Source organism: Azohydromonas caseinilytica (assembly GCF_012927045.1).
GTDB classification, from domain to species: Bacteria; Pseudomonadota; Gammaproteobacteria; order Burkholderiales; family Burkholderiaceae_C; genus Azohydromonas; species Azohydromonas caseinilytica.
The window spans coordinates 67,999-81,679 of sequence record NZ_JABBFW010000026.1; the positions used below are offsets into that span (position 1 = coordinate 67,999).

Below are 13,681 nucleotides of genomic sequence, written 5' to 3' on the forward strand. Positions count from 1 at the left end.
CGTCACCCCGGCATCATGGCGCTGATGCGCTCGGCCACCGACTGCAGCGCCGGCAGGCAGCGCCGCTGCATCTCCGCGGCCGACTGCCGCTGCGGCCGGCTGCTGACGTTGATGGCGGCCACCGCCCGGCCGGCACGGTCGCGGATCGGCACGGCCAGCGACATCAGGCCCAGCTCCAGCTCTTCGTTGACGAGGGCCCAGCCCTGGCGCCGCACCTGCGCCAGCGTGCGCAGCAGCTTCTCGGGGTCGGTGGTGGTCTTCGGGGTCAGCGGCTCCAGCGGCATGGCTTGGACGCGCCGCTCGCGCTCGTCCTCGGCCAGGTTGGCCAGCAGCACGCGGCCCATCGACGTGCTCCAGGCCGGCAGCCGCGAACCCACGCCCAGGTTGATCGACATGATCTTCTGCACCGGCACGCGCAGCACGTAGACGATCTGGTCGCCGTCGAGCACCGCGGCCGAGGTGGATTCCTGGAGCTCCTGCGTCAGCTCCTCCATCAGCGGCTGCGCCAGGTGCCACCAGGGCTGGGCGCTGAGGTAGGCGAAGCCCAGCTCCATCACCTTGGGCGTGAGGCGGAACTGGCGTCCGTCCTGCTCCACGTAGCCCAGCGTCTGCAGCGTCAGCAGGATGCGGCGCGCCCCCGCGCGCGTCAGCCCCGCGCGCTCGGCTGCCTCGGACAGCGTCTGTGCCGGCGCGCCCGCGCCGAAGCTGCGCAGCACCTCCAGCCCGCGCGCGAAGGACTGCACGTAGCTGTCGCTGGGCTTGAGCTCCTCGCTCTCGCCGGCGTCCTCGGACGCGGATTTCCTCGTGGCCATGGGCTTTTCCTCACTGCTCTGGGCGCACGCGCGCCTCGGCCTTGCCTTGACAGGGACAGCGGCGCGGCCGTAGTCTGCGCGCCTTATCTGTTCGAATTGCGAATCAATGTTCGCAATTAGAACATTCTGAAGACCCGAGGTCAAGCCGTGGTCCGCGCTGGCCTCCCCTGCACAGGCACTTCCATGATCGACAAGATCGTTCCCACGGCCGCGGCGGCGCTGGCCGATGTGCGTGACGGCGCGACGGTGATGATCGGCGGCTTCGGCACCGCCGGGCAGCCCAACGAGCTCATCGACGCGCTGATCGACACCGGCGCGCGCGAGCTGGTCATCGTCAACAACAACGCCGGCAACGGCGACACCGGGCTGGCCAAGCTGCTGTCGCTCAAGCGCGTGCGCAAGATCATCTGCTCCTTCCCGCGCCAGGCCGACAGCCACCACTTCGATGCGCTGTACCGCAGCGGCGCGATCGAGCTGGAGCTGGTGCCGCAGGGCAACCTGGCCGAGCGCATCCGCGCCGCGGGCGCGGGCATCGGCGGCTTCTTCACGCCCACCGGCTACGGCACGGCGCTGGCCGAGGGCAAGGAGACGCGCGAGATCAACGGCCGCATGTACGTGCTGGAGTCGCCCATCCATGCCGACTTCGCGCTTATCAAGGCCGAGCGCGGCGACCGCTGGGGCAACCTGACCTACCGCATGACGGCACGCAACTTCGGTCCCGTCATGGCCATGGCGGCCAAGACCACCGTCGCCACCGTGCACGAGGTGGTCGAGCTCGGCAGCCTGGACCCCGAGGCGGTCGTGACCCCGGGCGTGTTCGTGCAGCGCGTCGTGCCCGTCGAGCGCGTCGCCACCTCCGCCGGCGGCTTCAAGCGCGCGGCGTGATCCAGGGAGTTTCACCATGAGCCACCAAGCCATCCCGACCCCTCCCGCCCTGTCGCGCTGGACGCGCGAGCAGATGGCCGCGCGTGTCGCGCAGGACATTCCCGACGGCGCCGTCGTCAACCTCGGCATCGGCCTGCCCACCGCTGTCGCCAACCACCTTGCGGCCGACAAGGAAGTGGTGCTGCACTCCGAGAACGGCGTCATCGGCATGGGCCCGGCCCCGCTGCCCGGCGAGGAGGACTACGACCTGATCAACGCCGGCAAGCAGCCCGTGACGCTGCGCCCGGGCGGCTGCTTTTTCCACCATGCCGACAGCTTCGCGATGATGCGCGGTGGCCACCTCGACGTGTGCGTGCTGGGCGCCTTCCAGGTCTCGGCCCGGGGCGACCTCGCCAACTGGCACACCGGCGCGCCGGACGCCATTCCCGCCGTGGGCGGCGCGATGGACCTGGCCATCGGCGCCAAGAAGACCTTCGTGATGATGGAGTACCTCACCAAGGGCGGGCAGGCCAAGCTGGTGGCCGAATGCAGCTACCCGCTCACGGGCCTGGGCTGCGTCAGCCGCCTCTACACCGACCTGGCCGTCATCGAGCTGGCCGGTGGCGAGGCCACCGTCATCGACCTGGCTCCCGGCCTCACCTTGCGCGACCTGCAGGCGCTCACGCCCGGCGTGACCCTGAAGCAGGCCTGATCACGATACTTGCGGAGACAACCATGACCCGACACGCCTACATCTGCGACGCGCTGCGCACGCCCTTCGGTCGCTACGGTGGCAGCCTCTCCTCCGTGCGCGCCGACGACCTGGGCGCCGTGCCGCTCCGGGCGCTGGCCGCGCGCCACCCCAGCCTGGACTGGGACGCCGTCAGCGACGTGATCTACGGCTGCGCCAACCAGGCCGGCGAGGACAACCGCAACGTCGCGCGCATGTCGCTGCTGCTCGCCGGGCTTCCGCTGAGCCTGCCCGGCAGCACCGTCAACCGCCTGTGCGGCTCCGGCATGGACGCCGTGGGCACGGCCGCGCGCGCCATCAAGGCGGGCGAAGCCGAGCTGATGGTGGCCGGCGGCGTGGAGAGCATGAGCCGCGCGCCCTTCGTCATGCCCAAGGCCACCTCGGCCTTCAGCCGCGACAACGCCGTGTATGACACCACCATCGGCTGGCGCTTCGTCAACCGGCTGATGAAGGAGCGCTACGGCGTGGACTCCATGCCCGAGACGGCGGAGAACGTGGCGCAGCAGTTCGGCATCGAGCGCGAGGACCAGGACAAGATGGCGCTGGCCAGCCAGATGAAGGCCGTGGCGGCGCAGGAAGCCGGCTTCTTCGACGCCGAGATCACGCCGGTGACGGTGCCGCAGAAGAAGGGCGAGGCCCTGGTCGTCGCCAAGGACGAGCACCCGCGCCAGACCTCGATGGAAGCGCTGGCCAAGCTCAAGGGCGTGGTGCGCCCGGACGGCAGCGTCACCGCCGGCAACGCCTCGGGCGTCAACGACGGCGCCTGCGCGCTGATCCTGGCCAGTGAAGCCGCCGCGGCGCGCCAGGGGCTGACGCCGCGCGCGCGCGTGGTGGGCATGGCCACGGCCGGCGTGGAGCCGCGCATCATGGGCATCGGCCCGGCGCCGGCCACGCGCAAGGTGCTGCAGCTCACGGGGCTGAGCCTGGAGCAGATGGACGTGATCGAGCTCAACGAGGCCTTCGCGGCGCAGGGCCTGGCGGTGCTGCGCGAGCTGGGGCTGCGCGACGACGACCCGCGCGTCAACGCATGGGGCGGCGCCATCGCGCTGGGCCACCCGCTGGGCGCCAGCGGCGCGCGGCTGGTGACGACGGCCGTGAACCAGCTGCAGCGCGCGGGCGGGCGCTATGCGCTGTGCACCATGTGCATCGGCGTGGGGCAGGGCATCGCCCTCATCGTCGAGCGCGTCTGAGGAGGCATGCCCATGGATGCGTTGACACACAGCAGTCCCCGCCTGCGCTACCGCGTGGAGGGCCCGCGCGACGGCCAGGCGCCGCGCCACACCTTCGTGCTGGCCCACGCGCTGGGCTGCGACCTGACGATGTGGGACGCGCTGGCGCCGCAGCTGGCCGAGCATGGCCGCGTGCTGCGCTACGACCAGCGCGGCCACGGCGGCAGCGAGGCGCCGGCGGGCCCGTACACGATGGCCGGGCTGGCCGACGACGCGGCGCGGCTGATCGACGAGCTGGCGCTGGGTCCCGTGGTCTGGATCGGGCTGTCGATGGGCGGCATGGTCGGCCAGGAGCTGGCGCTGCGCCATCCGGCCAAGGTGCAGGCGCTGGTGCTGGCCAACACCACCTCCGGCTATCCGGCCGAGGCCAGGGCCGGCTGGGCCCAGCGCATCGCCGGCATCCGCGAGGGCGGCCTGGAAGCCATCGTGGACGGCGCGCTGCAGCGCTGGTTCCACGAGGGCTTCCACGCCCAGCAGCCCGGCACCGTGGCGCATTGGCGCGAGCGCGTGCTGCGCTGCGACGCGCAGGGCTACATCGCCTGCTGCCAGGCCATCGCCGAGGTGGACACGACCGCGCGGCTGCCCGGCATCCGCGTGCCGGCGCTGGTGCTGGCCGGCGCGCTGGACCAGGGCACGCCGCCCGACATGGCGCGCACCATCGCCGCCGGCATCCCGGGCGCGCGGCTGGTGGTGCTGCCCGAGGCCTCGCACCTGAGCGTGCTGGAGCAGCCGGTGGCTTTCCGCGAGGCGCTGCACGACTGGCTGGCCACGCTGCGCGCCTGAGCCCGGGCGGGCGCAAGGCCCGCCCCTGAATCAGAAAACCACGGGGAGGAGACACCCATGCTTCGACGCGACTGGTCCGTCTCGGCCGCCACGGCCGGCTTCCTGGCCGTGCTGATCTCCTATGCCGGCCCGCTGCTGATCTTCTTCCAGGCCGCGCGCGCGGCGCATGCGCCGCCGGAGATGATCGCCTCCTGGGTGCTGGGCATCTCGCTGGGCGCGGCGGTGTCGGGCATCGCGCTGAGCTGGTGGCTCAAGGTGCCGGTGATCACGGCCTGGTCGGCGCCGGGCACGGCGCTGCTGATCACGCTGTTCCCCTCGCTCTCGCTGCACGAGGCCGTTGGCGCTTACCTCACGGCCGCGGGCCTGATCTTCCTGATCGGCATCACCGGCACCTTCGACCGGCTCACGCAGCGCATTCCCAAGGGCGTGTGCTACGGGATGATGGCCGGCATCCTGTTCCAGTTCGGCGCCGGCGCCTTCAAGGCCGTGCAGACCATGCCGCTGCTCACGCTGTGCATGGTGGCGGGCTACCTCGTGGCCAAGCGCTGCTGGCCGCGCTACCACCTGGTGATCGTGCTGGCGCTGGGCGTGGCGCTGACGGCGGCGCTGGGCCGCTTCGAATGGCAGGGCGTGAGCTTCAGCCTGGCGCGGCCGGTGCTCATCGCGCCGTCCTGGAGCTGGGCCTCCACGCTGAGCCTGGCGCTGCCGCTGGTCATCGTCAGCCTCACGGGCCAGTTCCTGCCGGGCATGGCCATCCTGCGCAGCGCCGGCTACGGCACGCCGGCCAAGCCCATCCTGGCGGCCACCAGCGTGGCCTCGGCACTGGTGGCGCCGCTGGGCGGCATCACCATCGTGCTGGCCGCCATCACGGCGGCGCTGTGCACCGGGCGCGAGTCGCACGAGGACCCCGGCCGCCGCTACGTGGCCGGCATCGCCAACGGGGTGTTCTACCTGGTGGGCGGCTGCCTGGGCGGCAGCCTCATCGGGCTGCTGGCCGCGCTGCCGGCGGAGTTCGTCGCGGTGCTGGCCGGCCTGGCGCTGATCGGCGCCATCACCGCCAACGTGCTGGGCGCGGCCAGCGACCCCGAGCACCGCGAGGCGGCCATCATCACCTTCCTCGCCACCGCCTCGGGCATGAGCTTCATGGGCCTGGGTTCGGCCTTCTGGGGCGTGGTCATCGGCGCTGGCGCCCATGCGGTGCTGGGCTGGAAGCGGGCGCCGTCGGCGGCCGCGCCCGCCACCGCGCCCGCGCGCGGGGCCGTCAGCCGCTAGAGCGGCTGGCCCGCATCCGCCGCGCGCCGGTAGCCCTGCTCGGCATAGACCCGGTCGATCAGCGCGCGCAGCAGCGCCAGGTCCTCGTTCTGGTCATGCAGCCGCGTGCTCATGACGATGGGCGACACCGCCTGCGGGTCGCTCAGGGGCCGGTACACCACCTCGTCCGGCCGCAGCCGGCTCACGCCGGTGGGCACCACGCAAATCCCCATCCCGGCCGCGACCAAACCCAGCGCGGTCTGGATTTCCTGCACCTCGTGCACGGCTGCGGGCTCCAGGCCCTGGTCCCGAAATAGGGATAACACTTGATCCGCATAACTGGGGCGCGGAGTTTTAGGGTAAACCAGTATTTCCTCATTTGCCAATGCGGCGAGAATAATGGGTTGCTCTGGAATTGCTAGAGCATGCTCTATGGGTATGGCGGCGACCAGCCGCTCCTCGCGCAGCACCTCGCGCCTGAGGGCCGGATCGCGCAGCCGCAGCCGCCCGAAACCCACGTCGATGCGGCCCGTCTTCAGGGCTTCCAACTGGTCCAGCGTCGACATCTCCACCAGCGACAGCTCCGTCTGCGGGCGCTCGGCGCGGAACAGCCGCACCAGCCGCGGCATGGCGCCGTACATGGTCGAGGCCACGAAGCCGATCACCAGGCGCCGCTCCATGCGCGCCACGCGCCGCGTGGCCCGGGTGGCCTGTGCCGCCTGCTCCAGCAGCCGCGTGGCGTGGCCGTAGAAGAAGCGCCCGGCCTCGGTCAGCTTCAAGGGCCGCGAGCCGCGCTCGAACAGCGCGGTGCCCAGCTCCTCCTCCAGATCCTGGATCTGCCGGCTCAGCGGCGGCTGCGAGATGTGCAGCCGCTCCGCCGCGCGCGTGAAGCTCTGCTCGTCGGCGACGGCCACGAAATAGCGCAGGTGACGCAGTTCCATTTCATGCCTTTAAGGTATCGAAGCAGTCTAAAAGCGTCTTGGACTTCAGGCCAGCGAATTTCTAAGATTCAGTCCATCCAAGGCAAGCACCCATAACCACCGGCAATTCTCTGGAAATGTCGGCAGGGGCGGTGTCATGCCCAAAACCGGGCGGACTCGAATATCCGCATTTTTGAAATGGTTGATTTCGGTGGCTTGAAAAAGGCGCCGGAGCCGCTTCCGAACCGCTTCGCAAATGAGCTCTGAACTGAAGATCCTCGCGGTCGAAACCCTGCTGGTGGACGTGCCCACCATCCGGCCGCACAAGCTCTCGGTGGCGACGATGCACCACCAGACGCTGGTGCTGGTGCGCATCGAGGCCAGCGACGGCATCGTCGGCTGGGGCGAGGGCACCACCATCGGCGGCCTGGCTTACGGCGAGGAAAGCCCCGAGAGCATCAAGACCAACATCGACACCTACATCGCGCCGATGCTGGTGGGCCAGGACCCGCGCGGCGTGGCGCGGCTGATGGCGGCCGTCGCCGACCGCATCCAGGGCAACCGCTTCGCCAAGTGCGCGCTGGAGACGGCGCTGTACGACGGCCAGGCCAAGCGCCTGGGCGTGCCGCTGAGCGAGCTGTTCGGCGGCCGGGTGCGCGACAGCATCCCCGTGGCCTGGACGCTGGCCAGCGGCGACACGCAGCGCGACATCGCCGAGGCCGAGCGGGTGCTGGAAGCGCGCCGCCACAACATCTTCAAGCTCAAGATCGGCCTGCGCTCGGTGAAGGACGACGTGGCGCACGTGGCCGCCATCAAGCGCGCCCTGGGCGACATGGCCAGCGTGCGCATCGACGCCAACCAGGCCTGGTCGGTGTCGCAGGCGCTCGACGGCATGCAGCGGCTGGCTGACGCCGGCATCGACATGGTCGAGCAGCCCATCGTCGCCAGCGACAAGCTCGGCCTGCAGCGCCTGACGCAGGCCAACATCGTGCCGGTCATGGCCGACGAGGCGCTGCACGGGCCGCGCGACGCCTTCGAGGTGGCGAGCCTGCAGGCCGCCGACATCTTCGCCATCAAGATCAACCAGTCCGGCGGACTGCGCGGCGCCGCCGAGGTCGCGGCCATCGCCAAGGCCGCCAACATCGAGCTCTACGGCGGCACGATGCTCGAAGGCGCCGTGGGCACCATGGCCTCAGCCCAGCTGTTCTGCACCTTCCACGAGCTGGCCTGGGGGACCGAGCTGTTCGGCCCGCTGCTGCTGACCGAGGAGATCCTGCGCGAGCCGCTGGCCTACCGCGACTTCTCGCTGCAGATCCCCGCCAGGCCCGGGCTGGGCATCGACATCGACGAGGACAAGGTCGCGCGCCTGCGCCGCGACCGCTGAGCCGGTTGCCCCCGCAACCCCTCCCAAAGCTTCCCCAGGAGACACCCATGCTGTTCCAGGTCCAGATGGACGTGCGGCTGCCGCATGACATGCCCGCCGAGCAGGCGGAAAGCCTCAAGAAGACCGAGCGCGAGCGCGCCCAGGCGCTGATGCGCAACGGCCAGTGGCGCCACCTGTGGCGCGTGGCCGGGCGCTACGCCAACGTGAGCGTCTTCGACGTGTCCGGTGCCGAGGAGCTGCACCAGATCCTCTCGACGCTGCCCCTGTTCCCGTTCATGCAGATCGAGGTCACGGCGCTGTGCCGCCACCCGTCCTCGATCCGCGAGGACGACCGCTGAGGCGGCCCGCGCTGCCCCATTCCCTGCTTCCCGCTTCCCCCTTTGATCCACCCCTGAAGGAGACATTCATGGACAAGAAGACCATCGACGAGCTGGTGACCCGCTTCGAGAACACCGGCGTCGTGAGCGAGGGCAATCCCCGCGTCAAGGCCATCGTCGGCCGCCTGCTGCGCGACCTGATGCTGGCCATCGAGGAGCTGGACGTCACGCCCGAGGAGTTCTGGGCCGGCCTGAACTACCTGTCCGATGCCGGCCGCAGCGGCGAGCTGGGCCTGGTGGTGCCGGGCACGGGCCTGGAGCACTTCCTGGACCTGCGCATGGACGAGGCCGAGGCCCGCGCCGGCCTCAAGGGCGGCACGCCGCGCACCATCGAGGGCCCGCTGTACGTGGCCGGCGCCCCGGTGGCGCAGGGCGAGGCGCGCCTGGACGACGGCCAGACGCCGGGCGAGGTGGTGGTGATGCAGGGCGTGGTGCGCGGCACCGACGGCCAGCCCATCGCGGGCGCCAAGGTCGAGGTCTGGCACGCCAACCACCTGGGCAACTACTCCTACTTCGACAAGAGCCAGAGCGACTTCAACCTGCGCCGCACCATCGTCACGGACGCGCAGGGCCGCTACAAGTTCCGCAGCATCCTGCCGGTGGGCTACAGCGTGCCCCCGGGCGGCGCCACCGACCGCCTGCTGCAGCAGCTCGGCCGCCATGGCCACCGTCCGGCGCATATCCACTTCTTCGTCACCGCCCCGGGCCACCGCAAGCTGACCACGCAGATCAACCTCGAGAACGATCCGCACCTGTGGGATGACTTCGCCTTCGGCACGCGCCAGGGCCTGGTGCCGCCGATCTACAGCAACGACGACGCGGCCGCGATGCAGGCCCTGGGCGTGGACAAGCCCTTCCACGAGATCAAGTTCGACTTCACGCTGCACGCCGAGCAGGCCCAGGCCGGCGTGCCCGCCACCGACTTCGCCCGGCCCCGCGCCGCGGCCTGAGGCCGGTCCGGCTCCCCACTGAAAAAACGCTCCTCCTCCCGGGCCCATGCGCGGCCCGGGCGGGCGGAGCCTTGCCCCAACCCCGCCCGCCACCCCGGAGCATGGAGACAAGCATGAGCACTTCCGCATCCCTTGCCGGCGTCAAGCAGCGCCTGGCCGGCATGCTGGTCGAAGACAAGGACCGCCACGTCTACCGCCTGCACCGCAGCGCCTTTACCGACGAGGCCCTGTTCGACCTGGAGATGAAGCACATCTTCGAGGGCAACTGGATCTACCTGGCCCACGAGAGCCAGATCGCCAACGCCAACGACTACTTCACGACCACCATCGGCCGCCAGCCGATCGTCATCACGCGCAACAAGCAGGGCGAGCTCAACGCCATCATCAACGCCTGCTCGCACCGCGGCGCCACGCTGTGCCGCCACAAGAAGGGCAACAAGGCCAGCTTCACCTGCACCTTCCACGGCTGGACCTTCAACAACTCCGGCAAGCTGCTCAAGGTCAAGGACGGCAACGGCGCGGGCTACCCCGACACCTTCAACAAGGACGGCAGCCACGACCTGAAGAAGGTCGCGCGCTTCGAGAGCTACCGCGGCTTCCTGTTCGGCAGCCTCAACCCCGACGTGCCGCCGCTGACCGAGTTCCTGGGCGAGTCCACCAAGATCATCGACATGATCGTGGACCAGTCCCCCGAAGGGCTGGAGGTGCTGCGCGGCTCCTCGACCTACACCTTCGACGGCAACTGGAAGCTGCAGGCCGAGAACGGCGCCGACGGCTACCACGTCAGCTCGGTGCACTGGAACTACGCCGCCACGACCAACCAGCGCAAGCTGGCCGCCGCGGGCGACAACATCAAGGCCATGGACGCGGGCAGCTGGGCCAAGCAGGGCGGCGGCTTCTACTCCTTCGAGCACGGCCACATGCTGCTGTGGACCAAGTGGGGTAACCCCGAGGACCGCCCGGCCTACCCGATCCGCGACCAGCTGGTCGAGAAGCATGGCCAGGCCAAGGCCGACTGGATGATCGGTCACTCGCGCAACCTGTGCCTGTACCCCAACGTCTACCTGATGGACCAGTTCAGCTCGCAGATCCGCGTGCTGCGCCCCATCGCCGTGGACAAGACCGAGGTCACGATCTACTGCATCGCGCCCAAGGGCGAGTCGGCCGAGGCGCGCGCGCGCCGCATCCGCCAGTACGAGGACTTCTTCAACGCCACCGGCATGGCCACGCCGGACGACCTGGAGGAGTTCCGCGCCTGCCAGCAGGGCTACGCCGGCATCGCGCTGGAGTGGAACGACATGTGCCGCGGCGCCACGCAGTGGGTGCAGGGCCCCGACGCGGCGGCCCAGGAGATCGGCCTGAACCCGACGCTGTCGGGCGTGAAGACCGAGGACGAAGGCCTCTACACCGAGCAGCACCGCTACTGGCTGGAAACGATGCAGCGCGCCATCGAGGTCGAGGAGGCGCGCCAGGCCGCGGGCGTCGAGCACGTCGTCTGCGCCCACAGCCACGCCTGCGACCACGCCTGAAGGAGACCCGACCATGATGACCATCGAACAGGTCCAGGCCTTCCTGTACCGCGAGGCCCGGCTGCTGGACGACCGCCAGTGGGACGAGTGGCTGGCCTGCTACCACCCCGAGGCCGAGTTCTGGATGCCCTCCTGGGATGACGACGACGAGCTCACGCGCGATCCGCAGCGCGAGATCTCGCTGATCTACTACCCCAACAAGGGCGGCCTGGAAGACCGCGTCTTCCGCATCAAGACCGAGCGCTCGGCGGCCAGCACGCCCGAGCCCCGCACCGGGCACAACATCCACAACGTGGAGATCGTGTCGCAGCAGGGCGAGCAGCTGGTGGTGCGCTTCAACTGGCACACGCTGAGCTACCGCTACCACACCACCGACAGCTACTTCGGCACCAGCCACTACACGCTGGACCTCACCGGCGGCCAGCCGCTGATCCGCCGCAAGTACGTCGTGCTCAAGAACGACTACATCCACCACGTGGTGGACGTCTATCACATCTGAGTCTGCCGCCCGGGCGCCCCAAGGCGCCCGCCGCGTGGAGGAGTTTTGCCATGCACCACCAGATTGCCCTTCAGTTCGAGGACGGCGTCACCCGCTTCATCGAAGCCGCCGCTAACGAGACCGTGGCCGACGCCGCCTACCGCCAGGGCGTCAACGTTCCGCTGGACTGCCGCGACGGCGCCTGCGGCACCTGCAAGTGCTTTGCCGAAGCGGGCAGGTACGAGATGGGTGACTACATCGAGGACGCGCTGAGCGAGGACGAGGCCGCGCAGGGCTTCGTGCTGACCTGCCAGATGCGTGCGCAGAGCAACTGCGTGGTGCGCGTGCCCGCGTCGTCGGCGGTGTGCCGCACGCAGCAGGCCTCCTTCGATGCCGCCATCAGCAACGTGCGCCAGCTCTCGCCCAGCACCATCTCGCTGTCCATCAAGGGCGAGGCGCTCAACAAGCTCGCGTTCCTGCCGGGCCAGTACGTGAACCTGCAGGTGCCCGGCAGCAGCCAGACGCGCGCCTACTCGTTCAGCTCGCTGCCGCGCGACGGGGAGGTGTCCTTCCTGATCCGCAACGTGCCCGGCGGCCTGATGAGCAGCTTCCTCACCAGCCTGGCCAAGGAGGGCGACCAGATGACGCTCACCGGCCCGCTGGGGAGCTTCTACCTGCGCGAGATCAAGCGGCCGCTGCTGCTGCTGGCCGGCGGCACCGGCCTGGCACCCTTCACGGCGATGCTGGAGAAGATCGCCGCCGAGGGCAGCGAGCACCCGCTGCACCTGATCTACGGCGTCACGCACGACGCCGACCTGGTGGAGATGGAGAAGCTGCAGGACTTCGCCGCGCGCATCCCCAACTTCAGCTTCACCGCGTGCGTGGCCAGCGACCAGAGCAGCTACCCGAAGAAGGGCTACGTGACGCAGCACATCGAGCCCGCGCACCTGCATGACGGCGAGGTGGACATCTACCTGTGCGGCCCGCCGCCGATGGTCGAGGCCGTGAGCCAGTTCATCCGCGAGCGCGGCATCCAGCCGGCCAATTTTTACTACGAGAAGTTCGCCGCCAGCGCCTGATTCCGGTTCCCTGCAGCCGCTCAAGGAACCTCGTCATGCCCGCGCGGATGTGACGGAGTCATTGAGGGCATCGCGGGACACGCAATGACTTGTCTCCGTTTGGCCCCGGGCCGGTCGCCCGGCTCCGCGGGCCTTTTTTCTGCCTGAACACCATGAACCCACGTTTCGAGAACAAGGTTGCCGTCGTCACCGGCGCGGCGCAGGGCATCGGCCGGCGCGTCGTCGAGCGGCTGCTGGAAGAGGGTGGCCGCGTGGCGGCGGTGGACCGCTCCGAGCTGGTCCACGAGCTGAGCGAGCTGCCCGGCGCCGCCGGGCGGCTGCTCACGCTCACCGCCGACCTGGAGCGCAATGCCGATGCCGAGCGCGTGATGGCCCAGACCGTGGAGCGCTTCGGCCGCCTGGACATCCTGGTCAACAACGTCGGCGGCACGATCTGGGCCAAGCCCTTCGAGCATTACCGCGAGCACGAGATCGAGGCCGAGGTGCGGCGCTCGCTGTTCCCCACGCTGTGGTGCTGCCATGCCGCGCTGCCCATCATGCAGGAGCAGGGGAGTGGTTCCATCGTCAACGTCTCGTCGGTGGCCACGCGCGGCGTCAACCGCGTGCCCTACGGCGCGGCCAAGGGCGGCGTCAACGCGCTCACGGCCTGCCTGGCCTTCGAGAACGCGCAGCGCGGCATCCGCGTCAACGCCACCGCCCCCGGCGGCACCGAGGCGCCGCCGCGGCGCATCCCGCGCAACACCGAGCAGCCCACCGAGCAGGAAAAGGCCTGGTACCAGCAGATCGTGGACCAGACCGTGTCCTCCAGCCTGATGAAGCGCTACGGAACCATCGAGGAGCAGGCCGGCGCGATCCTGTTCCTGGCCTCCGACGAGGCGGCCTACATCACCGGCGTGACGCTGCCCGTGGGCGGCGGCGACCTCGGCTGAGGCAGCACTCCCCCACAACAACGACAGGAGACAAGACCATGAGACAGATAGACGTCCACAAGATCGCCGACGAGGCCCGCTTCAACGGCTTCCACGGCCTGGTGCTGTTCTGGTGCGCGCTCATCATCATCTTCGACGGCTACGACCTCGCGGTCGCCGGCATCGCGCTGCCCTCGATCATGAAGCAGATGGGCGTGGACCCGACCCAGGCCGGCTTTATGGTCAGCTCGGCGCTGTTCGGCATGATGTTCGGCGCCATCTTCCTGGGCACGATCGCCGACCGCATCGGCCGCCGCTGGGCCATCGCGATCTGCATCGGGCTGTTCAGCCTGTTCACCGCCGCCG

The 13,681-nt window shown here is 69.8% G+C and carries 15 protein-coding genes; 13 read left to right on the forward strand and 2 right to left on the reverse strand.

Going from position 1 to position 13,681, the window contains the following annotated elements; translation table 11 throughout:
- Positions 1-2: 2 nt before the first annotated feature.
- Complete coding sequence (locus tag HHL10_RS24165) at positions 3-812, reverse strand: IclR family transcriptional regulator domain-containing protein (RefSeq protein WP_169162969.1); 810 nt, start codon at positions 810-812, stop codon at positions 3-5.
- Positions 813-995: 183 nt separating this feature from the next.
- On the opposite strand from HHL10_RS24165, the gene HHL10_RS24170 reads away from it, so the two are divergent.
- From HHL10_RS24170 to HHL10_RS24190, 5 genes are read left to right on the forward strand one after another with little or no spacing between them, the layout of a single operon-like run.
- Positions 996-1,697 (forward strand): 3-oxoacid CoA-transferase subunit A, encoded by a 702-nt coding sequence (locus HHL10_RS24170; protein WP_169162970.1) that lies wholly within the window; start codon positions 996-998, stop codon positions 1,695-1,697.
- 49 nt (positions 1,698-1,746) lie between these two features.
- Positions 1,747-2,388, forward strand: coding sequence for a 3-oxoacid CoA-transferase subunit B (locus HHL10_RS24175; protein WP_169162988.1), 642 nt, complete (start codon positions 1,747-1,749; stop codon positions 2,386-2,388).
- 23 nt (positions 2,389-2,411) lie between these two features.
- Positions 2,412-3,617, forward strand: coding sequence for a 3-oxoadipyl-CoA thiolase (gene pcaF, locus HHL10_RS24180; RefSeq protein ID WP_169162971.1), 1,206 nt, complete (start codon positions 2,412-2,414; stop codon positions 3,615-3,617).
- 12 nt (positions 3,618-3,629) lie between these two features.
- On the forward strand, positions 3,630-4,439 hold the full coding sequence (gene pcaD / locus HHL10_RS24185) for a 3-oxoadipate enol-lactonase (protein ID WP_235971769.1): 810 nt from the start codon (positions 3,630-3,632) through the stop codon (positions 4,437-4,439).
- 57 nt (positions 4,440-4,496) lie between these two features.
- Positions 4,497-5,711 carry a benzoate/H(+) symporter BenE family transporter gene (locus tag HHL10_RS24190; RefSeq protein WP_169162973.1) on the forward strand — a complete coding sequence of 405 codons (1,215 nt, stop codon included), beginning with the start codon at positions 4,497-4,499 and terminating at the stop codon, positions 5,709-5,711.
- On the opposite strand, the gene HHL10_RS24195 is transcribed toward HHL10_RS24190, so the two are convergent.
- On the reverse strand, positions 5,708-6,631 hold the full coding sequence (locus HHL10_RS24195; RefSeq protein ID WP_169162974.1) for a LysR family transcriptional regulator: 924 nt from the start codon (positions 6,629-6,631) through the stop codon (positions 5,708-5,710). The genes HHL10_RS24190 and HHL10_RS24195 overlap by 4 nt on opposite strands.
- A 235-nt stretch (positions 6,632-6,866) precedes the next feature.
- Between HHL10_RS24195 and HHL10_RS24200 the strand changes: the two genes are divergently transcribed.
- From HHL10_RS24200 to HHL10_RS24235, 8 genes are all read left to right on the forward strand, one after another.
- A complete protein-coding gene (locus HHL10_RS24200; protein WP_169162975.1) occupies positions 6,867-7,994 on the forward strand; it encodes a muconate/chloromuconate family cycloisomerase in 1,128 nt (375 codons plus the stop codon).
- Positions 7,995-8,041: 47 nt separating this feature from the next.
- Positions 8,042-8,332, forward strand: a complete 291-nt coding sequence (gene catC, locus HHL10_RS24205) for a muconolactone Delta-isomerase (RefSeq protein ID WP_169162976.1) — start codon at positions 8,042-8,044, stop codon at positions 8,330-8,332.
- A 68-nt stretch (positions 8,333-8,400) separates the two neighbouring features.
- Positions 8,401-9,321 carry a catechol 1,2-dioxygenase gene (catA, locus tag HHL10_RS24210; RefSeq protein ID WP_169162977.1) on the forward strand — a complete coding sequence of 307 codons (921 nt, stop codon included), beginning with the start codon at positions 8,401-8,403 and terminating at the stop codon, positions 9,319-9,321.
- A 113-nt stretch (positions 9,322-9,434) separates the two neighbouring features.
- Positions 9,435-10,850, forward strand: coding sequence for a benzoate 1,2-dioxygenase large subunit (gene benA / locus HHL10_RS24215; RefSeq protein WP_169162978.1), 1,416 nt, complete (start codon positions 9,435-9,437; stop codon positions 10,848-10,850).
- Between the two features lie 13 nt (positions 10,851-10,863).
- Positions 10,864-11,349, forward strand: coding sequence for a benzoate 1,2-dioxygenase small subunit (gene benB / locus HHL10_RS24220; RefSeq protein ID WP_169162979.1), 486 nt, complete (start codon positions 10,864-10,866; stop codon positions 11,347-11,349).
- Between the two features lie 50 nt (positions 11,350-11,399).
- On the forward strand, positions 11,400-12,407 hold the full coding sequence (gene benC, locus HHL10_RS24225) for a benzoate 1,2-dioxygenase electron transfer component BenC (protein WP_169162980.1): 1,008 nt from the start codon (positions 11,400-11,402) through the stop codon (positions 12,405-12,407).
- Between the two features lie 152 nt (positions 12,408-12,559).
- Positions 12,560-13,336: a 1,6-dihydroxycyclohexa-2,4-diene-1-carboxylate dehydrogenase gene (locus HHL10_RS24230; protein ID WP_169162981.1), complete on the forward strand. Its 777-nt coding sequence runs from the start codon at positions 12,560-12,562 to the stop codon at positions 13,334-13,336.
- A 38-nt stretch (positions 13,337-13,374) separates the two neighbouring features.
- Positions 13,375-13,681 (forward strand): MFS transporter (locus HHL10_RS24235; RefSeq protein ID WP_169162982.1); only part of this gene is annotated, 307 nt, incomplete at its 3' end.

Excerpts from the sequence above, each read along its gene's own strand:
- benB (WP_169162979.1), top strand. The coding sequence starts at position 10,864 with ATGATGACCATCGAACAGGTCCAGGCCTTCCTGTACCGCGAGGCCCGG.
- catC (WP_169162976.1), top strand. The coding sequence starts at position 8,042 with ATGCTGTTCCAGGTCCAGATGGACGTGCGGCTGCCGCATGACATGCCC.
- catA (WP_169162977.1), top strand. The coding sequence starts at position 8,401 with ATGGACAAGAAGACCATCGACGAGCTGGTGACCCGCTTCGAGAACACC.
- HHL10_RS24165 (WP_169162969.1), bottom strand. The coding sequence starts at position 812 with ATGGCCACGAGGAAATCCGCGTCCGAGGACGCCGGCGAGAGCGAGGAG.
- HHL10_RS24230 (WP_169162981.1), top strand. The coding sequence starts at position 12,560 with ATGAACCCACGTTTCGAGAACAAGGTTGCCGTCGTCACCGGCGCGGCG.
- HHL10_RS24200 (WP_169162975.1), top strand. The coding sequence starts at position 6,867 with ATGAGCTCTGAACTGAAGATCCTCGCGGTCGAAACCCTGCTGGTGGAC.
- pcaD (WP_235971769.1), top strand. The coding sequence starts at position 3,630 with ATGGATGCGTTGACACACAGCAGTCCCCGCCTGCGCTACCGCGTGGAG.
- pcaF (WP_169162971.1), top strand. The coding sequence starts at position 2,412 with ATGACCCGACACGCCTACATCTGCGACGCGCTGCGCACGCCCTTCGGT.
- benC (WP_169162980.1), top strand. The coding sequence starts at position 11,400 with ATGCACCACCAGATTGCCCTTCAGTTCGAGGACGGCGTCACCCGCTTC.
- benA (WP_169162978.1), top strand. The coding sequence starts at position 9,435 with ATGAGCACTTCCGCATCCCTTGCCGGCGTCAAGCAGCGCCTGGCCGGC.
- HHL10_RS24170 (WP_169162970.1), top strand. The coding sequence starts at position 996 with ATGATCGACAAGATCGTTCCCACGGCCGCGGCGGCGCTGGCCGATGTG.
- HHL10_RS24195 (WP_169162974.1), bottom strand. The coding sequence starts at position 6,631 with ATGGAACTGCGTCACCTGCGCTATTTCGTGGCCGTCGCCGACGAGCAG.
- HHL10_RS24190 (WP_169162973.1), top strand. The coding sequence starts at position 4,497 with ATGCTTCGACGCGACTGGTCCGTCTCGGCCGCCACGGCCGGCTTCCTG.